Origin of the sequence: Mycobacterium zoologicum (genome assembly GCF_020181635.2) — a bacterium.
In the GTDB taxonomy this organism is placed as follows: domain Bacteria; phylum Actinomycetota; class Actinomycetes; order Mycobacteriales; family Mycobacteriaceae; genus Mycobacterium; species Mycobacterium zoologicum.
This window is the reverse complement of record NZ_JAYJJS010000037.1, coordinates 14719-36134: the sequence shown is the minus strand read 5'-3', so window position 1 is coordinate 36134 and position 21416 is coordinate 14719. Positions and strand designations below refer to the sequence as shown.

Genomic DNA, 21416 nt, shown 5'->3' with positions numbered 1-21416 from the left:
CTGCCTAGGAGGACTGCAGGTCACACTCCCCACGAGAACCTGAGGAGCCGCACACTAGTTCGAAGGTCCGACAGAAAACGGGCCGATCCGGCTTGGAATCTTAAGAAAATTGTGAGGAAATTGGCCGGGAATCCGGCGGCGCGGCCCGGCAGATGGCCGCGGCCGACGCCCAGCCCAGCAGGCCGGCGATCAGGCTGAAGCCCAGGTGGAACATCACCTTGTCGCCGAGGCCCACCATTGCCAGCTGGTAGCCACCGATGAGCGTCGTCGCGATCGGAATAACAAGCGCCACAAGGTGAATCGGTGCTGCCGCCAAAGCAACCAGCCAGCGGCGAACGTGCACCCTGCTGGTCAGCATGCACAGCAGCGCCGCGGCGCCCAGATAGCGGGCGCTGGCCCAGGGCCCGGGGCCGGACTGCAGCAGCAGGGTGGCGGCGGTGGAGGCGGCCCCCACCGCGAGCACGGTCTGCGGTCGGCGCGCGGTCAGCGCCACCGCCACCAGCATCGTGAGCCACACCAGGCCGCGGTGCCCGGGCAGCCCCAACGGCATCCGGACATCAGCGGCCAGCACGATGACGACCGTGGCGGCCACCGGGAAGACGACGTCCCGGGCCCACGCCAGGCCGGTTGGTTTGCGGACTGCCCACGGCCGGGGTTGCGCGTGCCGCCGGGATGGCCGCGCTGGCCGGCGACGAATTCGGTGGCGGCCCGACGGAGCCGATGCTGCCGGACTCGTGGGGCGCGGTGTCTGCGGCCGATCCGGACTAGTGTCCGCAGGCGCGGATTCAGCACCGGGGAATAATTCGCAAATCCTGTCAAAATCCGTACGATCTAGCCGCATATGTTGACCTGACCGGCTACCGCGGGCGTACGGTCTGGAGGGTCTGCGCGCCCCGGGGAACCCGACAGGCGTGGCCCGCGACTATTGGGTAGTCGGAGAAAGGAGTGCGGGGATGAGTTTGTTGGATGCGCATATTCCGCAGTTGGTGGCCTCTGAGTCGGCGTTTGGGGCTAAGGCTGCGTTGATGCGGTCGACGATGGCGCAGGCGGAGCAGGCGGCGTTGTCGGCGCAGGCGTTTCATGTCGGTGAGGCTGCGGCGGCGTTTCAGGGGTCGCATGCGCGGTTTGTGGCGTTGGCGGCGCGGGTGAATGCGTTGCTGGATATGGCGCAGGTGAATCTGGCGGATGCCGGTTCGACGTATGTGGCGGCCGATGCGGCTGCGGCTTCTGGTTACACCGGGGTTTAGGGAGGGTTTGTCTGATGTCGCAGATTATGTACAACTACCCGGCGATGTTGGCCCATGCGGCTGAGATGAATGGGTATGCGGGCACGTTGCAGGCCGTGGGTGCTGATATTGCCAGTGAGCAGGCGGCGTTGTCGGCGGCGTGGCAGGGCGATACGGGGATGACGTATCAGGCGTGGCAGGTGCAGTGGAATCAGGCGATGGAGGAGTTGGTTCGGGTGTATCACTCGATGGCTGCCACGCATGAGTCCAACACCATGATGATGAACGCGCGCGACACCGCCGAAGCCGCCAAGTGGGGCTAGACGCCTTCGGCGGATCCGCCGCGTCTGCTGCGGCGTAGGGTCACTGGAATGCCTGAATTGCGTAGTGAAGGTGACAGTTGGGACATCACCACGAGCGTCGGTATGACCGCGTTGCGAGTGGCCGCCGCCAGGGCCCTGGAGGCCCGCAAACCCGATCCGCTGGTGGTCGATCCCTATGCCGAGGTGTTCTGCCGGGCAGCCGGTGGGGACTGGGCAGCGGTGGTGGATGGCAGCTTGTCCGATCATCAACTGCTGACCAGTGACTTCGGGGAGAGCTTCGTCAATTTCCAGGGTGCGCGCACCCGGTACTTCGACGACTTCTTCGCCCGTGCTGTCGCCGCCGGGGTTCGTCAGGTGGTGATCCTGGCGGCCGGGCTGGACTCTCGCGCCTACCGGCTTGATTGGCCGGACGGGACGAAGATCTTCGAGTTGGACCAGCCTCAGGTGCTGGCTTACAAGAGTTACGTGCTCTCGCAGCGCGGCATCCGGGCCGGCGCGGAGCGCCGGGATGTTGCCGTGGACCTGCGCGAGGACTGGCCGCAGGCGCTTGTGGAAAGTGGCTTCGACCCGGCGCAGCCCTCGGCGTGGATCGTCGAGGGCCTGCTGATCTATCTGCCGGCCGATGCGCAGGAGCAGCTGTTCACCGGCATCGACAGCCTGGCCGCGCCCGGTAGTCACGTCGCGGTCGAGGACGGCGCCCCGTTGTCCGACGAGGACTTCGCGGCGGCGGTGAAGGCCGAAGTCGAAGCCGACGACGACAGCCGCACCTTCCACCGGCTGGTCTACAACGAGCGCTGTGCTCCCGCCGACGGGTGGTTCGGCGAACGGGGCTGGACCGCGGTTTCGACACCGCTGGCCGACTACCTGCGGGAACTGGGCCGTCCCGTTCCTGGTCCGGACACCGAGGCTGGACCGATGATCGCGCGGAACACGCTGGTCAGGGCGGTGAAGAAGTAGCCGCGGGCGGTTGACGTCGGCCGCCCCCCGTGCGGTAACGTGCGGGATAACCGAAAATGATTTTCAATAAGGAGTTCGGGATGGGCTGGAGCGGCGCCGACGCATATGCGGCGGGGCGGGGACTTTATGTGCCGCGGATCGGGGTGGGGCAGCCCACTTCCGGGACATCCCCCTCGATCTCGACAGTTAGCTTATGCAATGCTAACTTCAGCCGAGTTAGCTTAGGCAACACTAGCCATGAAGGGGCGAGCCACGCATGAAGAACGGAGATGCGGCTCTGCTCACCCAGCAGCCCAAGGTGGACCTCCGGGTGGACGAGGAGACCCTCAGCCGGTTTGCGACCTGCTGCCGCGCCCTGGGCATCCCGGTCTACCAGCGGCAACGTCCCGCTGACCTGGTTGCCGCGCGTGCCGGGTTCGCCGCACTGACCCGCGTCGCGCACGAGCAGTGCGACGTCTGGACCGGCCTGGCCGCCGCGGGCGACCAGTCGCCGCGGGTGCTGGCTGCGGTGTCGCAGACCGCCGCCGGAGCCGGGGCGCTGCAGCGGCGCCTGGACCTGCCGGCCGGCGCACTCGGCTTCCACTACGACACCGGGCTGTACCTGAAGCTGCGGGCCACCGAGGCCGACGACTTCCACCTGGCCCACGCCGCCCAGCTGGCGATGGCCGGCCGCTGCGCCGAGGCCAACCAGCTGGTAGCCGCCATCACCGAGCGGCGTCCGGGCTGGAACGACGCCCGCTGGCTGGCGATCGTGGTGAACCACCACGCCGGACGCTGGTCGGACATGGTCAAGCTGCTGACCCCGATCGTCAACGACCCCGACCGCGACGAGCTGTTCACCCACGCCGCCAAGATCGCGCTGGGCATCGCCCTGGCCCGGCTGGGCATGTACGCGCCGGCACTGTCCTATCTGGAGGAGCCCGACGGCCCCGTCGCCGTCGCCGCCACCGACGGGGCCCTGGTCAAGGGACTGATCCTGCGGGCGCAGGGCGACGACGAGACGGCCGAGGAGGTGCTGCAGGACCTCTACGCGGCCAACCCGGAGAACGCGCAGGTCGAGCACGCCCTGCTGGACCACAGTTTCGGTATCGTCACCACCACCGCGGCCCGCATCGAGGCGCGGACCGACCCGTGGGACCCCGAAACCGAGCCCAGTGCCGAGGATTTCGTCGACCCGTCGGCCCACGAGCGCAAAGCCGAGCTGCTGGCCGAGGCCGAACGCGAACTCGGCGAGTTCATCGGCCTGTCCGAGGTCAAGAACCAGGTGCAGCGCCTCAAGAGCTCGGTCGCGATGGAGGTGGTGCGCAAGCAGCACGGCCTGGCCGTCGGGCAGCGCACCCACCACCTCGTGTTCGCCGGGCCGCCCGGAACCGGTAAGACCACCATCGCCCGCGTGGTCGCCAAGATCTATTGCGGCCTGGGGCTTTTGAAGAAAGAGAACATCAAAGAGGTGCACCGTGCCGATCTGATCGGTCAGCACATCGGTGAGACGGAGGCCAAGACCAACGCGATCATCGACAGTGCGCTGGACGGCGTGCTGTTCCTCGACGAGGCTTACGCCCTGGTGGCCACCGGAGCCAAGAACGACTTCGGTCTGGTCGCCATCGACACTTTGCTGGCGCGCATGGAGAACGACCGTGACCGGCTGGTGGTGATCGTCGCCGGTTACCGCGCCGACCTGGACCGGTTGCTGGACACCAACGAAGGTCTGCGGTCGCGCTTCACCCGCAACATCGACTTCCCGTCGTACCAGCCGCCGGAGTTGGTCGAGATCGCCCACAAGATGGCCGAGCAGCGCGACAGTCGTTTCGAGCAGGCGGCGCTCAACGAGATGGAGACGCTGTTCGGCACCCTGGCCGCGGCGTCGAGCCCGGACGCCAACGGCGTGGACCGGCGCAGCCTCGACATCGCCGGTAACGGCCGTTTCGTGCGAAACCTGGTCGAACGCTCCGAGGAGGAGCGCGAATTCCGGCTCGACCATTCCGAACAGTCCGGCACCGGGGTGTTCACCGATGACGAACTGATGACCATCACCACCGAAGACGTTCGCAACTCGGTGACGCCGCTGCTTCGCGGCCTTGGCCTGGAGGAGAAGGCGTGAGCGCCGCCCAGCAAGATCGCGGTGATGACGACCGTCGGTCGTTCACCTCGCGCACCCCGGTCAACGAGAACCCCGACCGGGTCGAATACCGCCGCGGGTTCGTCACCAAGCACCAGGTCAGCGGTTGGCGATTCGTGATGCGGCGCATCGCATCCGGCGTGGCACTGCACGACACCCGGATGCTGGTGGAGCCGCTGCGCGCCCAGACGCGGGCCGTGCTGATGGGCCTGCTGGTGCTGGCCACCGTGGCCGGTGGCTGCTTCGTGTTCACCCTGATCTGGCCCAACAGTGCCGCGGGCAATGACCCGGTGCTCTCCGACCGGTCCACCTCGGCGCTGTATGTCCGTGTCGGCGAACAGCTGCACCCGGTGCTGAACCTGACCTCCGCCCGACTGATCGTCGGCCGGCCGGTCAACCCGACCGCGGTGCGAAGCACTGCGCTGGACAAGTTTGCGCGCGGCAACCTGATCGGCATTCCCGGTGCCCCGGAACGCATGGTGCAGTCCGATGCCCGCGACGCGGACTGGACGGCGTGCGATTCGGTGGCCGGTTCGGACGCCGGCGTGACGGTGATCGCCGGACCGCTGGCCGCCGGCGGATCCAAGGCCGCGGCGCTGGGCGCCGAGCAGGTCGTGCTGGCCGACAACGGTTCCGGCGCCTGGCTGCTGTGGGAGGGCAAGCGCAGCCGCATCGATCTGGCCGACCACGCGGTCACCGGAGCGCTCGGGCTCGGTGAGCGGGGTTTGGCAGTGCCCAAACCACGTTCGATCTCGATTGGTCTGTTCAACATGATTCCGGAGGCTCCCGCGCTCACCGCGCCGGTGATCCCCGCGGCAGGCAGCCAGCCGTCGTTCGAGCTGCCGTCCGCCGCACCGGTGGGTGCGGTGGTGGCCGCGCACACCCTCGACGGTGACACGGGACTGCGCTACTACGCGGTGCTGCCGGACGGCCTGCAGCCCATCTCCGGCGTACTGGCGGCGGTGCTGCGCAGCACCGATTCCTACGGGCTGGGGCGGCCGCCGGTGCTGGGCGCCGATGACATTGCGCGCCTGCCGGTTTCGCAGGCGCTGGACACCTCGCGCTTCCCGGAGAAGCCGGTGAGCGTCGTCGACTCGCTGTCCAACCCGCTCACCTGCGCGCACTGGAGCAAGGATGCCGGGGCCAGCACGGGTTCGCTGACCCTGATGTCGGGTTCCTCGCTTCCGACGCGTGACGGTGTTCGCACCCTCGATCTGGTCGGTGCCGGGGTGGGCGGGACGGCCGCTCGGGTCGCCCTGAACCCGGGCACGGGGTATTTCGTCCAGAGCGTCAGCTCCGATCCGGCGGCCACTCCGGCTGAGGGACCGATGTTCTGGATCTCCGACACCGGTGTGCGATACGGCGTGAACACCGAAGACGGTGACGCGGTGGCGGCGCTGGGTCTGAGCGAGCCGGCTTTGACGATTCCGTGGTCGGTGTTGTCGCAGTTCGCCTTGGGGCCGACACTGTCGCGATCCGATGCGTTGTTGGCACATGACGGGTTGGCGCCGGATCCACGGCCGGGCCGCCGCGCGTCCGCCGAGTTGGGTGCTGTGAGCGGGGGAGGGGCTCGATGAGCCGTTTGATTTTCGAGGCCCGGCGTCGGGTTCCGGTTCCGCCGGTTGACAAGGGCGCCATCACCATTGAGCCGCCGCCGGAATTGCCGCGGGTGGTCCCGGCGTCGTTCCTGCAGCGCGCGTTGCCGGTGGTGATCGTCATCCTGATCGTGGGCATGGTGATCGCGATGGTCGCCACCGGGATGCGGTTGATCTCCCCGGTGATGCTGTTCTTCCCGTTCGCCTTGCTGGTGGCGGCGGCGGGCATTTATCGCGGTGGGGACAAGAAGGCCCGCACCGTGGAAGTCGATGCCGAGCGCGCCGACTACCTGCGGTACCTGTCGGTGGTCCGGGACAACATTCGGGGTTCGGCGGCCAAGCAGCGTGCGGCGGCGGAGTGGTCGCATCCGGATCCTGTTGATCTGGCGGCGGTTCCGGGATCGCGTCGGCAGTGGGAGCGCGACCCGCACGACGACGACTTCCTGGTGGTACGGACCGGCCGGCACGCAGTGCCGCTGGCCAGCGCGGTGCGGGTCACCGACACCGCTGACGAGATCGACCTGGAGCCGGTGTCGCACAGCGCCTTACGCGGCCTGCTCGACACCCAGCGCACCGTGCGGGACGTGCCGGTGGGCCTGGATCTGACGAAGGTGTCGCGAGTCACCGTGCTCGGCGACGGCGACGGCGACGGCGACACCGCTGCCCAGGATGTGCGCGCCGCCGTGCGGGCATGGATCGCTCAGGCCGTGACCTGGCATGACCCGACCATGCTCGGGGTGGCGGTGGCTTCGACCGATCTCGAGTCGCCGTCCTGGTCGTGGCTGAAGTGGTTGCCGCACGTCGACATCGCCGGTGCCGTCGACGGTGTGGGCCCCGCCCGCTACCTGGCGTCCAGCGCTGAAGAACTCGCCCTGTTGTTGGCTCCGGTGTTGGCGGAGCGCCCGGCGTTCACCGGCGAGGCGGGCGAGGTCGGACGCCATCTGCTGGTGATCATCGACGACCCCGACTTCGACCTGGCCGCGTCATCGCTGGGTGTACCGCGAGCCGGGGTGACCGTCGTGCAGCGCGGCGCGGTGGCACCCAACCGTGAGCAGTACTCCGACCCCGAGCGGCCGACGCTGCGGCTGACTCCGGGCGGCCGTTCGATCGACCGCTGGCAGACCGGTGGTTGGCAACGCTGGGTCGACGACGCCGACCGCTTCGACACCGACGAAGCCGCCCACCTGGGCCGGCGGCTGTCGCGCTGGGACTCCAACCCCACGCACGCCGGACTGCGCTCGGCCGGCACCCGCGGCGCCACCTTCACCACCATGCTGGGCATCCCCGACGCCTCCCGCCTCGACGTGCCCGCCCTGTGGGCGCCGCGCAACCGCGATGAGGAACTGCGGGTTCCGATCGGTGTGACCGCCACCGGCGAGCCACTGATCTTCGACCTCAAGGATGAGGCCGAGGGCGGGATGGGCCCGCACGGGTTGATGATCGGCATGACCGGTTCGGGTAAGTCGCAGACCCTGATGTCGATCCTGCTGTCGCTGCTGACCACCCATTCGGCGGACCGGCTGATCGTGATCTACGCCGACTTCAAGGGCGAGGCAGGTGCTGACATCTTCCGGCACTTCCCCCAAGTTGTTGCGGTGATCTCGAACATGGCCGAGAAGAAGTCGCTGGCGGATCGGTTCGCCGACACCCTGCGCGGTGAGGTGGCGCGGCGTGAGCTGCTGCTGCGCGAGGCCGGCCGAAGGGTGCAGGGCAGTGCGTTCAACTCGGTGACCGAATACGAGGCCGCGATCGCCGCCGGACATGATCTGGCGCCGATCCCGACGCTGTTCATCGTCGCCGACGAGTTCACCTTGATGCTCGCCGACCACCCGGAGTACGCGGAGCTGTTCGACTACGTCGCGCGCAAGGGACGTTCGTTCCGCATCCACATCCTGTTCGCGTCGCAGACCCTCGACGTCGGCAAGATCAAGGACATCGACAAGAACACCTCCTACCGGATCGGTCTGAAGGTGGCCTCCGCCAGCGTTTCTCGGCAGATCATCGGGGTCGAGGACGCGTATCACATCGAATCCGGCAAGGAGCACAAGGGCGAGGGCTTCCTGGTTCCCGCCCCGGGTGCGGCACCGATCAAGTTCCGCAGCACCTATGTCGACGGCATCTATGACCCGCCGCGGGCATCCAAAGCGGTGGTGATGCACGCGATTCCAGAACCCCGGTTGTTCACCGCGGGTCTGGTCGACTCCGGTGGCGACACCACCACGATCGTCGTCAAGCCTGACGATGAGGTGCTGGGTCCGCCGCGCAAGCTGATCGCCACCATCGGAGATCAGTTGGCCAATTACGGCCCGCAGGCACCGGAGCTGTGGCTGCCTCCGCTCGACGACGCGATTCCGCTGGCCACCACCCTGGCCGGTGCCGGGATCGGGGAGCGTCAACTGCGGTGGCCGTTGGGTGAGATCGACAAGCCGTTCGAGATGCGCCGCGACCCACTGGTGTTCGATGCGCGTTCGGCCAGCGGCAACGTGCTGATCCATGGTGGGCCCAAGTCCGGGAAAACCACTGCGTTGCAGACCTTCATCATGTCGGCGGCCAGCCTGCACTCGCCGCGCGAGGTGTCCTTCTACTGCCTGGACTACGGCGGCGGACAACTGCGGGCCCTGGAAGACCTGGCGCATGTGGGCAGCGTTGCCTCCGGTCTGGAACCGGAGCGGATCCGCCGCACGTTCGGTGAACTCGAGCAGTTGCTCACCGCACGTCAGCAGCGGGAGGCGTTCCGTGACGGCAGCATCGGCTCGCTCAACGACGGCTACGGCGAGGTATTCCTGGTCATCGACAACCTGTATGCGTTCAGCCGGGACAACACCGACCAGTTCAACACCCGAAACCCGTTGCTGGCCAAGGTGACCGAGCTTGTCAACGTGGGTCTGGCCTATGGCATCCACGTGATCGTCACCACCCCGAGCTGGCTGGAGGTGCCGCTGGCGATGCGCGACGGCCTCGGCCTGCGTCTGGAGCTCAAGCTGCATGACGCCCGGGACAGCAATGTCCGGGTGGCCGGGGCGTTGACTCGGCCGGCCGAGGCCGTGCCTGCCAACCAGCCGGGCCGGGGTCTGACGATGGCCGCCGAGCACTTCCTGATCGCCCAGCCCGATCTGGGGCAGATCGCCGAGCTCAACGCCCGCCACCCGGGCCTGGCCGCACCGCCGGTGCGACTGCTGCCGACCGACCTCGCACCCGAGGAGGCCGGGATCCTGTATCCGGCACCCGAGCATGTGGTGATCGGCGTACGCGAAGAGGATCTGGCGCCGGTCGAGGTCGACTTCACCGCCAACCCGCTGCTGATGGTGTTGGGCGACAGCAAGTCCGGCAAGACGACGCTGCTGCGGCATCTGATCCGTACGATGCGGGAGAACAGCACCGCCGAACAGGTGGCGTTCACCGTGCTGGATCGGCGGCTGCACCTGGTCGACGAACCCCTGTTCGCCGACAATGAGTACACCGCCAACGTCGATCGGGTCATCCCGGCGATGCAAGGCCTGTCCGCGCTGATCGGCTCCCGCAGGCCGCCGGCCGGGCTCTCGGCCGCGGATCTGGCCGGCTGGAGCTATCAGGGCCACACCCACTACCTGATCATCGACGACGTCGACGCCATCCCGGACTCCCCGGCATTGAGCGGCCCGTATGCGGGGCAGCGGCCGTGGACCAATCTGATCGGGCTGCTGTCGCAGGCCGGTGACCTCGGACTGCGGGTGATCGTCACCGGACGGGCCACCGGCTCGGCACACGCGTTGATGACCAACCCGTTGCTGCGTCGCCTCAACGACCTGCAGGCCACCACCCTGATGCTGTCGGGCAACCCGGCGGACAGCGGCAAGATCCGCGGCCAGCGGTTCGGCCGGCTGCCCGCGGGCCGGGCGATGCTGCTCGCCGACAGCGACGAACCCACCTACCTCCAGTTGGTCAACCCGTTGTTCAGCGAGAGTCTGACGCGCTGATGGAAATCGAAGTGCGAGAGGAGAAACTGTCATGACGCTTCAAGTGGTTCCGGAAGGTCTGGCTGCGGCCAGTGCAGCGGTCGAGGCATTGACCGCTCGGCTGGCGGCCGCCCAGGCCAGCGCTGCCCCGCTGATCACCGCGGTGGTTCCGCCGGCGGCTGACCCGGTGTCGCTGCAGACCGCCGCCGGCTTCAGCGCGCAGGGCAGCGAGCACGCGGCGGTGGCCGCCCAGGGAGCCACCGAACTCGGCCGCGCCGGTGTCGGTGTCGGTGAGTCCGGTGTGAGTTATGCCGCGGGCGACGCCGCGGCCGCAACGACATACCTGGGTGGCGGACGCGCCTGATGATTGCGTCCCCGGTCTGGATCGCCTCCCCTCCGGAGGTGCATTCAGCATTGCTGAGCAGCGGCCCGGGACCGGGTCCGCTGTTGTCGGCTGCCGGGATGTGGAATGCGCTGAGCGTCGAATACGCCTCGGTGGCAGACGAACTCACCGCTCTGCTTGGTGCGGTGCAGGCCGGCGCGTGGCAGGGCCCCAGTGCCGAGCAGTACCTGGCCGCGCACGTGCCCTACCTGACCTGGCTGGGTAAGGCCAGTGCGGACAGCGCCGGAGTGGCGGCGCAGCATGAAGTGGCAGCGTCGGCCTACGCCAGCGCATTGGCGACCATGCCGACGATGGCCGAGTTGGCGGCCAATCACATGACGCACGGGGTGTTGGTCGCCACCAATTTCTTTGGCATCAACATGATTCCGATCGCACTCAACGAAGCCGACTATGTCCGGATGTGGATTCAGGCGGCCACCACCATGGGCACTTACCACGCGGTCTCCGGTGCGGCGCTGGCGTCGGCGCCACGCACGGTGGCAGCACCACCGGTGGTCAAGTCCGATTCCGCGATGCCGGCGGATGCCAGCTCGGGCGGCGGCGATTTCTTCACCCAGCTGTTCGACCAGATCGGACGGCTGCTCGCGGACCCGGCCGGGGTGATCCGGGAGATCATGAGCGGCGGCCCTGCTGCGCTGGTCACCTGGTTCCCGCTGCTGTTCTTCGTCGCCTACGAGGCGTTCTTCATTCCGTTCGGCACCACGTTCTGGAGTGTGATGCTGGCGGCCCCAGCCTTTTTGCCGCTCATTCTCGGTCTGGCGCTGAGCCAGCTGACCGTCCCCGAGGAGCTCGGTGCCGAGGCGCCTGCCGAGGAGCCGATGCTTCCGGTGGCCGGCCCGTCGGCCGATCGGCCGATCGCGGCCGTGGCGGGATTCGGGCCCGGGATCTCCACGCCGGGTGCGCCGGGTGTGCCTGCGGCGCCGACCACCACGGCGGCGGCGCCGCCGGCTCCGGCTCCCGGAGTGATGGGTTTCGGATACCTGGTGGGCGGCACCGACCCGGGAACCGGACTGGGGCCCACTCTCACCGAGGGCGACAAGGCGTATGCGCCGGCCGCGCGGGTACCTGCGGCCGCGGCGGTCGTGACCTCGTCGGCTCGCGACAAGGCCCGGGCGCGACGCCGCCGTCGTGCCTTATTGCACGACCACGCAGACGAATTCATGGATATGGACACCGACACCGACACCGGCCCGACGACGCGACCCGGTGCCATGCCATCGGGCTCGCATCGCGGCGCCGGACCGCTCGGGTTCACCGGGACCGTCGGCAGGCGCAGCACTGCGTCCGGGCTGGCCACGCTGACCGGCGACGGGTTCGGCGGTGGGCCCAGCCTGCCGATGCTGCCCGACAGCTGGAACGACAACGATCTTGCCGACTCCGCGGTGGAGTCGAAATCGGAACCCGAAGTAGTACAAGAGAAAGGAGTGCGGGGATGAGTATGTTGGATGCGCATATTCCGCAGTTGGTGGCCTCTGAGTCGGCGTTTGGGGCGAAGGCTGCGTTGATGCGGTCGACGATGGCGCAGGCGGAGCAGGCGGCGTTGTCGGCGCAGGCGTTTCATGTCGGTGAGGCTGCGGCGGCGTTTCAGGGGTCGCATGCGCGGTTTGTGGCGTTGGCGGCGCGGGTGAATGCGTTGCTGGATATGGCGCAGGTGAATCTGGCGGATGCGGGTTCGACGTATGTGGCGGCGGATGCTGCTGCTGCTTCCGGGTACACCGGGGTTTAGGGAGGGTTTGTCTGATGTCGCAGATTATGTACAACTACCCGGCGATGCTGGCCCATGCGGCTGAGATGAATGGGTATGCGGGCACGTTGCAGGCGGTGGGTGCTGATATTGCCAGTGAGCAGGCGGCGTTGTCGGCGGCGTGGCAGGGCGATACGGGGATGACGTATCAGGCGTGGCAGGTGCAGTGGAATCAGGCGATGGAGGAGTTGGTTCGGGTGTATCACTCGATGGCTGCCACGCATGAGTCCAACACCATGATGATGAATGCTCGTGACACCGCCGAAGCCGCCAAGTGGGGCTAGTCCAGTGCTGCGGCTCGGCGCCGGAAGGTCGTGATGGGTACTGAACCCAACGCGGCCGAACTGACCGTCGAGCAGGCCTGGTACATCGCGGAGACCATCGGCGCGGGGTCTTTTCCGTGGGTTCTGGCGATCACCATGCCCTACACCGACGCCGGGGAACGCGGTGCGTTCATGGCCCGGCAGCGCGACGAGCTGACCCGGATGGGAATCGTCGCCGCAGACGGCACGGTGAATCGGTCAGTGGCCGAATGGATTCGGGTGGTGTGCTTCCCGGACCGTTGGCTGGACCTGCGTTATGTGGGGTCGCCGGCCAACGGGGGCCCCGAGATGCTGCGCGGGATCGTGGCGCGACGTGGCGACAGCTCGGGCCGGCCCGCCCGGACCGTCGTCGCGTTGCGCAACGCGCAACTGGTCACCTTCACCGCGATGGAGATCGACGACCCCCGGTTGCTGGTCCCGGTGCTGGGGGCCGGGTTGCGGGCCCGCCCGCCGGCCCGATTCGACGAATTCACCCTGCCCGCCCGGGTCGGGGTGCGCGCCGACGAACGGTTGCGGGCCGGCGCACCGTTGGCCGAAGTTCTTGATTACCTGGGCATTCCGGCGTCGGCGCGACCGATCGTCGAGTCGGTTTTCGCCGGACCGCGCAGCTACGTCGAGGTGGTTGCCGGTTGCGCCCAAGATGGTCGGCACTCCACCACCGAGGTCGGGTTGAGCCTGGTCGACACCGACGAGGGCCGGATATTGGTCGCGCCCTCCCGAGCCTTCGACGGCGAATGGGTCTCGACCTTCCGGCCCGGAACCGAATTCGCGATCGCCGTGGCGATCGAAGAGCTGACCGCCAGCCTGCCCGAGGGCCAGTGGTTCCCCGGTCAGCGCCTGTCCCGAGATTTCACCACCCAGCTGTCCTAGCAGAGAAACAAGAATAGAGAACACCAATGACCGAAGCTCCGGTGCTGACCAGCGCCGCCATGCCGATTGTCCGCATCGCGGTGCTGTCCGACAGCCGACTGACCGAGATCGCGCTGCCCGCCGAGTTGCCGCTGCGCGAAATCCTGCCCGCGGTGCAACGTCTGGTCGCCCCGGACAGCGGCGACGACACCGAGCCCGGTGCCACGCCCCGGCTGAGTCTGGCGCCGGTCGGCGGCGCGCCGTTCAGCCTGGACGCCAGTCTGGACACCGTCGGCGTGGTCGACGGTGACCTGTTGGCGCTTCGGCCGGTGCCGGTCGGTCCGGCCGCCCCCGGCATTGTCGAAGACATCGCGGATGCCGCCGTCATCTTCTCGGCGTCGCGACGTAAGCCGTGGGGGCCGGGGCATATTCAGCGTGCCGCACTGGCAGCCGGGGTGGGCCTGAGTGTTGCGGCCACCGGCCTTGCCGCCGCACACCGCGTCCTGACCGGCCAGCCCGCCGGTCTGCTAGCGCTCGGCGCCATCGCACTGCTGGCCGTGCTGGCGGCATTGATCTCCCGCAGCCGTTCGGCCGACGCGCGACTGACCCTGTCGATCGCGGCGCTGGTGCCGGTCGCCGCGGCGGGCACGCTGGCGGTGCCCGGCTCGTTCGGTGCGGCGCACGTGCTGCTGGGCGCGGCCGCGGTCAGCGCGTGGGCGTTGATCTGCCTTCTCCTGCCGTCCGCCGGCCGCGGCGAGCGCGGCATCGCCTTCTTCACCGCCGCGGTCGTTGTCGGTGCCGGGGTGCTGGTGGCCGCCGCCGTCAAGACGTTCTGGGCGGTGCCGTTCGTCAGTCTGGGCTGCGGGCTGATCACCGCGTCCCTGCTGCTTACCGTTGCCGCCCCGCAGGTTTCGGCGCTGTGGGCGCGGTTGCCGCTGCCGGTGATTCCCGCTCCGGGTGACCCGACCCCGTCGGCGCTGCCGCAGGGTGTGCTCGAAGACCTGCCCCGCCGGGTTCGGGTGACCGACGCCCACCAGACCGGCTTCATCGCCGGCGCCGTGCTGCTGGCCGTGCTGGGTTCGGTGGCGATCGCCGCGCAGCCCGCGGGGCTTTCGGGCTGGGCGTGGTACGCGGTGGCCGGTATCGGGGTGGCCTCGGTGCTGCGGGCTCGGGTCTGGGACTCGGCGTGGTGCAAGGCCTGGCTGCTGGCTCAGCCGCATCTGACCGCGCTGGTGCTGCTGGTCTGCTACGCCGCGACCGGTCGCTACAACGCAGCCTTCGGAGCGGTGCTGGTGCTGGCCGCGCTGGTGGCGGTCTGGGCCGTGGTCGCACTGAACCCGTCGGTCGGCTCGCCGGACAGCTACTCGCTGCCGGTGCGGCGCGTGGTGGGCTTCCTGGCGTCCGGTGTCGACGCCACGCTGATCCCGGTGATGGCGTACCTGGTCGGGATCTTCGACTGGGTCCTGTCTCGATGACGTTGATCAAGAAGGTCGGGATCGCCGGCGCGGCAGCGGGATTGACCCTGCTGCTGGCCGGCCCGCCGGCATCGGCGATCACCCCGCCGAGCGTCGACCCGACGGCGCCGCCGCCCAACGGGGCGCCCGGTCCGGTGGCGGCGTTCGAACAGCGCGCCGACTGCGTGAGCTCGGCGCTGTTGCCGGGCACCGACACCACCGCTGTCACCGCCGGCCAGCGACAACTCGACCTGCCCGCGGCCTGGCAGTTCTCCCGCGGCGACGGCCAGACCGTCGCCGTCATCGACACCGGCGTACGGCCGGGCCCGCGACTGCCCGCGGTGGACGCCGGCGGCGACTACGTCGGTTCGACCGACGGCCTGACCGACTGCGACGGACACGGAACCCTGGTCGCCGGTGTGGTGGCCGGCCAGCCCGCGCCGGAGGGCCAGGACGGTTTCACCGGGGTTGCCCCGGGTGCACGGCTTTTGTCGCTGCGCACCGCGTCGGCGACGGTCGCCCCGAGGCTGGGCGGCGACGACCCCCGGGCCACCCGGGTGATCACCGACGTCACCGCGTTGTCGCGGGCGATCGTGCACGCCGCCGACCTCGGTGCCCGCGTCATCACCATCTCCGTCACCACCTGCGTGCAGGCCGACCACAACGTCGACCAGAGCGCCCTGGGCGCGGCGCTGCGCTATGCGGCGGTGGAGAAGGACGCACTCATCGTGGCCGCAGCCGGCGACAGCGGGCAGACCGGATCGGTCGGCGGCGGCGGAGAGGCCTGCGAGTCCAATCCGCTCACCGATCTGAGCCGACCGCAGGACCCGCGCAACTGGGGCGCCGTCACGTCGCTGTCGGTGCCGTCCTGGTGGCATCCCTACGTGCTGTCGGTGGGGTCGTTGGCGCCGTCGGGGCAGCCGTCGGCGTTCACCATGGCCGGGCCGTGGGTCGGCGTCGCCGCGCCCGGTGAGGGAGTGCTGTCGATCAGCAACCGCGAGGACGGCGGCCTGGCCAACGCGCTTCCGACCAATCAGGGAAAGCTGGTGCCGCTCACCGGAACCGGCTACGCCGCGGGCTATGTGGCCGGGGTGGCCGCGCTGGTGCGCAGCCGCTTCCCCGAGATGAACGCCATGCAGGTGGCGCACCGGATCGTCGCCACCGCGCACAACTCGGCGCGCGCACCGTCGGGCCTGGTCGGTGCCGGGACGATAGACCCGGTCGCCGCGCTGACCTGGGAACTGGCGCCCCCGCAGGACCCGGCCCACCCGCCGGTCAAGGTACTCAGCCCGCCACCGGCTCCGCAGCCCGAGGACCCCGCACCGCGGATCGTCGCGCTGGCGGGAACCGCGCTGCTGGCCGGGCTGGTCGCTGCCGTCGCCACCGGCGCCGCCGCGGCCGCCCGCCGACGAAAGGAAGACCAGCTGTGAGCCCGAACCGATCCACGATTCCGCTGCCCGGCCCGGCCCGGATCACCCTGGTGCTGCTGGCTGTCGTGCCCGCGGTGCTGGCCTACCCGTGGCCGACTCCCCGGGACCAGTGGGTGCTCGCAGTGGCGGTGGTGGTGGCTATCGCACTGCTGAGTTGGTGGCGGGGTCTGCATCTGACCACGATCATCCGGCGCCGGTTGGCCATGTCGCGCGCACGCAGCGGCGTGCACACCGACCGTCGGCCGGGATCCGGGGCGAAAGCCACTGCGGTGCTTCGGATCAAGGCTGAAGCAGGTGGCGACACCGTGCCGCTGTCGCTGATCTCCGGCTACCTGAACCGGTACGGGTTGCAGGCCGACTCGGTGCGGGTCACCAGCCGCGGCACCGCCGACACCTGGATCGGGTTGACGTATTCGGCCGCACCGAATCTTGCCGCCCTGCAGGCCCGGTCATCGAGCATCCCGCTGCAGCAGACCGCAGACGTAGCGGTGCGCCGGCTGGCTGATCACCTTCGCGAGATCGGCTGGGACGCCGCACTTGTCGCCGCCGAGGACGTTCCCTCACTGATCGACGAAGCGGCGACACAGACCTGGCGTTCGGTGGTCGACGGCGCCGGTGACCATGTCGCCGCCTACCTGGTCAACGTCGATGCGGCGCTGGCGGACACCCTTGACCGGGTTCGGGCGTCGGCGGTCGAGGAGAACTGGACGGCACTGGAGATCGCCGGAACCGGCGAACAGCGGACCATCGCCGCGGCGTGCGCCCTGCGTACCGGCTCGGCCCCCGACGGCGGCGCGCCGCTGGCCGGGCTGGTGCCGCAGCAGGGCGAGCACCGAACCGCGCTGCTGAGCCTGCACCCACTGTCGGGCAGTCTGCTCGAAGGCCACACCGCGCTGTCCGCCGATGCACTCGCTGGGTTGCGTTGGCCCGTGGCAGCAGGCGGCGCATCCACCGGTTAGAACATGTACTCCCGCAGGAACGCTGTCATCCGGCGCAGGTAAGCCGGTTGGCTGACGTGCAGCACATGGTTTCCCGGAAACCAGTGCAGCGCACAGTGATCCCAGTGCTCCCACAGCATCTCGGCCTGCTCCGGCGGGGCCAGCCGGTCACCCAGACCGGTGATGATCAGCCGTCGGTCCTTGGCCACCAGCGGTGGGTAGTTCAGCGGAGAGTGGAAGGCCGTCGACGTGGCGAACTCGTCGTGCGGAATCCGGCCCATCCGCTGGCCGGCGTGCAGCAGCAGATTGGCCGGAAACCAGTCCCTGATCTCCGACTCGACCGAGACCACCGGAACATTGGGGATCACCGCCTGCAGGCGGGGTTCGACGGCGGCCAGCAGAGCGCTGGTGTAGCCGCCGAGTGACAGCCCGGTCAACGCCACCCGGTCCACTCCGGTGAACTCCAGATAGTCGACCACCGAACGGAAGTCGTGCACGGCCTGGGCCATCGCCTCGGCGAATCCCGACATGCCGTGCGAGAAGTAGCCGAATCCGCTGAACGGAGAGTGCTTCTCGGCGCGGCGGCCGTGGAACGGCAGGGTGAACAACACCACGTCGTAGCCTGACCGGAAGAACCACGGCAGCGAGAAGAACAGCCCGTTGAACAGGTACGGCGATCCCATGAACCCGTGGATGACGCACAGGGTTGGCCGTGGGCCGTCGTCGTGGCGCCAATGCTGGAACCGGGCGGTGTTGTTGCGGCTCAGGGCCCGCCAGGTGTCGCGCATGGCCGGGTTGACCGCCTCGAAACCACTGGTGAAAGAGACGTTCTCGACGGTCCCGCGGGCGATCCGTTCCGCCAGCGGATTGGCCCGCCGCGAGGAGATCCGCGGCAGCGCCGCCGGTGCGGGAAAGGAGCGGGCCGGGTCGCGGAGGGCGGCCAACTCGGCGTAGAACTGCAACTGCTCGCGCTCCAGGTAGGACTGGCCGCGGCCGGCCACGGTGGTCACCACCGCGGGCATCATGGCCGCCGCCACCAATGATGCGACCATGGTGCGCAGGCCCAGATCGGCGAACGCCGAGGTGTCGACGATCATCTTCTCCCGCAACGACAACTCGCTGCGGTCCGGCAGGCCGCGCTCATCGGCATCGGCACTGGGGACATCGGGGACCGGAAGGGGCGGATTGATCGGGTTGGCGTCAGAGGTCACGTTCTCCGGCCTTTCTCGGATGCGCGTCAATCGGATGGTAGCGCGAGAGCGAATAGCCGAGCGGCGTTGTCGTGCAGTGCGCCGCGCAGCCATTTCTCGTCGACGCCCGGAAGTCCGGTGACCGCCCGCAGCGCGTCGAGGTAGCCGTACGGGATGTTCGGGAAGTCGCTGCCGAACACGATCCGCTCACCGGCCGCCCGCAGTCGCGGCTCGTGTTCGGCCGGAAACGGCATACTTTCGTCGATAAACGCGGTGAACGCCATGGTGGTGTCCAGGTGCACTGCCTGCGAATCCAGGCACATGTCGAGGAATTCGCCGTACTCCGGCATGCCCATGTGGGCGATGATCAGCCTCAGCCGCGGGTGGCGGCGCAGCAGTCGCCGGATGGGTTCGGGGCCGGTGAACCGTCCGGGCTGCGGTCCGGAACCGCAGTGGATGACCACCGGGGTACCGGAATCCTCGATTGCTCCCCAGACTGCTTCGAGCAGTGGATCGTTCGGGTCGTAGTCGCCGACCTGAATGTGCGACTTGAAGACCCGCGTTCCGGCATCGATGGCCGCGGCCACGTAGTCCGGTGCACCGGGTTCGGGATAGAACGTCGCCGTGGCCAGGCAATCGGTTGTCTCCGCGGCGAATTGGGCCGCCCACTGGTTGAGCCATGCCGCCATGTCCGGCTTGTGCGGATATACCAGTGAGGTGAATCGGCGCACCCCGAAGGCCCGTAGCGTCGCGACCCGGTGGGCCTCATCGGTGCGGTAGGTGATCGGCCAGGGGCGCCCCACCAGAGGACCGGCGGAGTCGAAGTAGTTCCACACCTTGTCCATCACCGACTTCGGCATGAAGTGGGTGTGGACGTCGATGATGCCCGGCAGCCCGAGCTCCGACCAGATCCGGCGGACGGCGTCGGCCTCGTCGGTGTCGGTCACCGCAGATCCCAGCTGTTCTCGGAGACGAACTCACTCAGCGGCCGACGATAGGCCCATTCGTCGATCTCCAATGCCGGCCGATCCGGAAACTCCGGAACCGGGCCGAGGCACAGGACGGCCACCGGTTCGGCGTCGGCGGGCATCGCCAACAGCTCCGCCAGTGGCTGCGGCTCGAACAGCGACACCCAGCCCATGCCCAAACCTTCGGCGCGGGCGGCCAGCCACAGGTTCTGAATGGCGCATGACACCGAGGCCAGATCCATCTGCGGCAGCGTGCGCCGGCCGAAGATGTGGGCCTGCCGGCCCTCGGCCAGCGCAACCACGAACAGTTCGGCGCAGTCCCGGATGCCCTCCACCTTCAGGGCCAGGAACTCTTGCTCGCGCTCACCGAGCGCGTGTGCGGTACGCAGACGCTCCTCATCGACCAGGGTGTGGATACGTTGCCGCAGAACGTCATCGGTGATGCGCACGAAGCGCCACGGCTGCATCAGGCCCACGCTCGGCGCCGCGTGTGCGGCCGCCAACAGCCGGGCCAGCACATCCGGGTTGACGGTGCTGCCCGCAACGAACCGGCGCATGTCCCGCCGCTCGGCGATGACCCGGTACACGGCTTGGCGCTCCTCGGTGGTGAACGATAGATCAGGCACGGGATCATGGTAGGAGCCTCACGAAGGGACACCGGCGATGAAACGTTCCGAACTACTCGACTATCTGCCCACCGATTCGTCCGGGAGCGTCGTCTATGGGGAACCGCTGCAGACCCCCGACGGCGCCACGGTGATCACCGCCACCCGGGTGCGCGCCACCGGCCGCGACGGCTCCGGGGTGAGCGCCTCGCCGGCCGGTGTGCTGGTGATCCGTGGTGACCGGACCGAATGGGTGCCTGCGGTCAATGTCGACCGGATCGGGTTGATGGGCGTGCTCACCGGGCTGTTGTCCGCGGTGATCGTCTGCCTGGCGGTGCTGCGCCGCCCGCCGTGGCCGGACCTGCGGGTCACCGTTGACGCGCACCGTGGCGAGTGAGGCGATGACGTCCTCGCGGGTGCGGCGGTGGGCGCTGGTCTCGGGTGCGGCCGCCGTGGCGGTCTTCGTCCTGGCGCTGCTGGGCTACCGGCAGCACTGGATAGTGCCGTACACCGTCGACGCCTTCGCGTCGGACGTCAGCCACGACCTCGGCGTCGAATACCCGGCCTGGGTGTGGTTCTGGGACGGGGTGTCCACGGTCTTCGCGCCGCCGGTCTTCCGGGTGCTGGCCATGGTGGCGGCCATTGTCGCGGTGATCAGAGGCCGGTTGCGGACGGCACTGTTTCTACTGGTGACGGTCGAGGCGACCGGCCTGCTCACCCAGGTGGCCAAGGACGCGGTGGGCCGGCGGCGCCCAACGACCGCGCTGGTGGAGGCGACGTCGTCGTCGTTTCCGTCCGGGCATGCGCTCGGGGCGATGGTCGGGGTCGGCGCGCTGTTGGTGGTGGCGTTGCCGTTGCTGCGCCGCCGCGCACGGCTGGCCGCGGTGTGCGCCGGCGTGCTGGTGGTGGCCGGGGTAGGTGCCTCGCGGGTGTCGCTCAGCGTGCACTACCCCTCGGACGTGCTGGCGGGTTGGGCACTGGGGTTGGCGTATCTGTGCGGGTGGGCGGTGCTGCTGCAGCCGTGGGCCGACCGGGTTGACCCGGTGGGGCCCACACCGCAGGATGATCTTGATGACCAGTAGCAATGCCGACCCGGTGGGGCCCTCGTCTGCTCCCGCAAGGGCTGTAGTGCCGACGCGGCCTTCGGCATGCTGTGGAACAACCCCAAACTGCACACCCCCGAGCGCCGCAAGGTCTGGCTGACCTGCCCCGAGCATCGGGAGTACTTCCGCGAATACCTGTCGACGCGGGGGCTGCTCAGGAGTGAGGCGCCGGTCGAGGCGTTGGAGCGTCGCGCGGAGCCGTGAAACCCCGGCACGCCGTGACCCCGCGGTGTTTGAATCGGCTCCGGGATGCG

At 68.8% G+C, this 21416-nt stretch carries 22 protein-coding genes; 18 read left to right on the top strand and 4 right to left on the bottom strand.

Annotation, left to right across the window (positions count from 1 at the left end):
• Positions 1-100: 100 nt before the first annotated feature.
• Positions 101-592: a hypothetical protein gene (locus K6T84_RS21670; RefSeq protein ID WP_225401150.1), complete on the bottom strand. Its 492-nt coding sequence runs from the start codon at positions 590-592 to the stop codon at positions 101-103.
• Positions 593-627: 35 nt separating this feature from the next.
• Here K6T84_RS21670 and K6T84_RS21665 point away from each other — a divergent pair, with 35 nt between their 5' ends.
• From K6T84_RS21665 to eccE, 15 genes are all read left to right on the top strand, one after another.
• Positions 628-768, top strand: a complete 141-nt coding sequence (locus tag K6T84_RS21665; protein ID WP_225401151.1) for a PPW family C-terminal domain-containing PPE protein — start codon at positions 628-630, stop codon at positions 766-768.
• 185 nt (positions 769-953) lie between these two features.
• Positions 954-1247, top strand: a complete 294-nt coding sequence (locus tag K6T84_RS21660; RefSeq protein ID WP_224864126.1) for a type VII secretion protein EsxS — start codon at positions 954-956, stop codon at positions 1245-1247.
• Between the two features lie 14 nt (positions 1248-1261).
• Entirely contained in the window at positions 1262-1549 is a 288-nt protein-coding gene (locus K6T84_RS21655) for a WXG100 family type VII secretion target (RefSeq protein ID WP_224864120.1), read from the top strand.
• Positions 1550-1606: 57 nt separating this feature from the next.
• Entirely contained in the window at positions 1607-2506 is a 900-nt protein-coding gene (locus tag K6T84_RS21650; RefSeq protein WP_225401941.1) for a class I SAM-dependent methyltransferase, read from the top strand.
• 256 nt (positions 2507-2762) lie between these two features.
• Positions 2763-4607 (top strand): type VII secretion AAA-ATPase EccA, encoded by a 1845-nt coding sequence (gene eccA / locus K6T84_RS21645; RefSeq protein WP_225401152.1) that lies wholly within the window; start codon positions 2763-2765, stop codon positions 4605-4607.
• Entirely contained in the window at positions 4604-6202 is a 1599-nt protein-coding gene (eccB, locus tag K6T84_RS21640; protein WP_225401153.1) for a type VII secretion protein EccB, read from the top strand. Before eccA ends, eccB begins: the two co-directional genes overlap by 4 nt.
• Complete coding sequence (eccCa, locus tag K6T84_RS21635) at positions 6199-10176, top strand: type VII secretion protein EccCa (protein WP_225401154.1); 3978 nt, start codon at positions 6199-6201, stop codon at positions 10174-10176. The genes eccB and eccCa overlap by 4 nt, the downstream gene beginning before the upstream one ends.
• Before the next feature lie 31 nt (positions 10177-10207).
• The gene (locus K6T84_RS21630; protein WP_224864124.1) at positions 10208-10519 is read left to right on the top strand and encodes a PE family protein; all 312 of its coding nucleotides are present in this window, start codon (positions 10208-10210) and stop codon (positions 10517-10519) included.
• 2 nt (positions 10520-10521) lie between these two features.
• The gene (locus K6T84_RS21625) at positions 10522-11994 is read left to right on the top strand and encodes a PPE family protein (RefSeq protein ID WP_408066163.1); all 1473 of its coding nucleotides are present in this window, start codon (positions 10522-10524) and stop codon (positions 11992-11994) included.
• A complete protein-coding gene (locus tag K6T84_RS21620) occupies positions 11991-12284 on the top strand; it encodes a type VII secretion protein EsxS (protein ID WP_329786839.1) in 294 nt (97 codons plus the stop codon). Before K6T84_RS21625 ends, K6T84_RS21620 begins: the two co-directional genes overlap by 4 nt.
• Positions 12285-12298: 14 nt before the next feature.
• The gene (locus K6T84_RS21615; protein WP_224864120.1) at positions 12299-12586 is read left to right on the top strand and encodes a WXG100 family type VII secretion target; all 288 of its coding nucleotides are present in this window, start codon (positions 12299-12301) and stop codon (positions 12584-12586) included.
• Positions 12587-12619: 33 nt separating this feature from the next.
• Positions 12620-13495, top strand: a complete 876-nt coding sequence (locus K6T84_RS21610) for an ESX secretion-associated protein EspG (protein WP_225401157.1) — start codon at positions 12620-12622, stop codon at positions 13493-13495.
• Positions 13496-13521: 26 nt separating this feature from the next.
• The gene (gene eccD / locus K6T84_RS21605) at positions 13522-14949 is read left to right on the top strand and encodes a type VII secretion integral membrane protein EccD (RefSeq protein ID WP_304621305.1); all 1428 of its coding nucleotides are present in this window, start codon (positions 13522-13524) and stop codon (positions 14947-14949) included.
• A complete protein-coding gene (gene mycP, locus K6T84_RS21600; RefSeq protein WP_225401158.1) occupies positions 14946-16358 on the top strand; it encodes a type VII secretion-associated serine protease mycosin in 1413 nt (470 codons plus the stop codon). Before eccD ends, mycP begins: the two co-directional genes overlap by 4 nt.
• Positions 16355-17317, top strand: a complete 963-nt coding sequence (gene eccE, locus K6T84_RS21595; protein ID WP_225401159.1) for a type VII secretion protein EccE — start codon at positions 16355-16357, stop codon at positions 17315-17317. Before mycP ends, eccE begins: the two co-directional genes overlap by 4 nt.
• Here eccE and K6T84_RS21590 read toward each other — a convergent pair.
• Genes K6T84_RS21590 through bluB form a run of 3 tightly spaced genes read right to left on the bottom strand, consistent with a single transcriptional unit; the run spans position 17314 to position 20080 of the window.
• Complete coding sequence (locus K6T84_RS21590; RefSeq protein WP_225401160.1) at positions 17314-18507, bottom strand: alpha/beta hydrolase family protein; 1194 nt, start codon at positions 18505-18507, stop codon at positions 17314-17316. The genes eccE and K6T84_RS21590 overlap by 4 nt on opposite strands.
• 26 nt (positions 18508-18533) lie before the next feature.
• A complete protein-coding gene (locus tag K6T84_RS21585; protein ID WP_225401161.1) occupies positions 18534-19433 on the bottom strand; it encodes an amidohydrolase family protein in 900 nt (299 codons plus the stop codon).
• Positions 19430-20080, bottom strand: a complete 651-nt coding sequence (bluB, locus tag K6T84_RS21580; protein ID WP_225401162.1) for a 5,6-dimethylbenzimidazole synthase — start codon at positions 20078-20080, stop codon at positions 19430-19432. Before bluB ends, K6T84_RS21585 begins: the two co-directional genes overlap by 4 nt.
• A 37-nt stretch (positions 20081-20117) precedes the next feature.
• On the opposite strand from bluB, the gene K6T84_RS21575 reads away from it, so the two are divergent.
• The 3 genes from K6T84_RS21575 to K6T84_RS21565 all read left to right on the top strand — a co-directional run bounded on the left by K6T84_RS21575 (position 20118) and on the right by K6T84_RS21565 (position 21366).
• A complete protein-coding gene (locus K6T84_RS21575; RefSeq protein ID WP_225401163.1) occupies positions 20118-20456 on the top strand; it encodes a hypothetical protein in 339 nt (112 codons plus the stop codon).
• Positions 20457-20460: 4 nt separating this feature from the next.
• Positions 20461-21141 (top strand): phosphatase PAP2 family protein, encoded by a 681-nt coding sequence (locus tag K6T84_RS21570; RefSeq protein WP_329786838.1) that lies wholly within the window; start codon positions 20461-20463, stop codon positions 21139-21141.
• A 66-nt stretch (positions 21142-21207) separates the two neighbouring features.
• Entirely contained in the window at positions 21208-21366 is a 159-nt protein-coding gene (locus K6T84_RS21565; protein WP_225401165.1) for a hypothetical protein, read from the top strand.
• Positions 21367-21416: the final 50 nt, after the last annotated feature.

Excerpts from the sequence above, each read along its gene's own strand:
- K6T84_RS21610 (WP_225401157.1), top strand. The coding sequence starts at position 12,620 with ATGGGTACTGAACCCAACGCGGCCGAACTGACCGTCGAGCAGGCCTGG.
- K6T84_RS21655 (WP_224864120.1), top strand. The coding sequence starts at position 1,262 with ATGTCGCAGATTATGTACAACTACCCGGCGATGTTGGCCCATGCGGCT.
- eccD (WP_304621305.1), top strand. The coding sequence starts at position 13,522 with ATGACCGAAGCTCCGGTGCTGACCAGCGCCGCCATGCCGATTGTCCGC.
- eccA (WP_225401152.1), top strand. The coding sequence starts at position 2,763 with ATGAAGAACGGAGATGCGGCTCTGCTCACCCAGCAGCCCAAGGTGGAC.
- K6T84_RS21630 (WP_224864124.1), top strand. The coding sequence starts at position 10,208 with ATGACGCTTCAAGTGGTTCCGGAAGGTCTGGCTGCGGCCAGTGCAGCG.
- K6T84_RS21615 (WP_224864120.1), top strand. The coding sequence starts at position 12,299 with ATGTCGCAGATTATGTACAACTACCCGGCGATGCTGGCCCATGCGGCT.
- K6T84_RS21660 (WP_224864126.1), top strand. The coding sequence starts at position 954 with ATGAGTTTGTTGGATGCGCATATTCCGCAGTTGGTGGCCTCTGAGTCG.
- K6T84_RS21570 (WP_329786838.1), top strand. The coding sequence starts at position 20,461 with ATGACGTCCTCGCGGGTGCGGCGGTGGGCGCTGGTCTCGGGTGCGGCC.
- mycP (WP_225401158.1), top strand. The coding sequence starts at position 14,946 with ATGACGTTGATCAAGAAGGTCGGGATCGCCGGCGCGGCAGCGGGATTG.
- eccCa (WP_225401154.1), top strand. The coding sequence starts at position 6,199 with ATGAGCCGTTTGATTTTCGAGGCCCGGCGTCGGGTTCCGGTTCCGCCG.
- K6T84_RS21565 (WP_225401165.1), top strand. The coding sequence starts at position 21,208 with ATGCTGTGGAACAACCCCAAACTGCACACCCCCGAGCGCCGCAAGGTC.
- K6T84_RS21620 (WP_329786839.1), top strand. The coding sequence starts at position 11,991 with ATGAGTATGTTGGATGCGCATATTCCGCAGTTGGTGGCCTCTGAGTCG.
- K6T84_RS21575 (WP_225401163.1), top strand. The coding sequence starts at position 20,118 with ATGAAACGTTCCGAACTACTCGACTATCTGCCCACCGATTCGTCCGGG.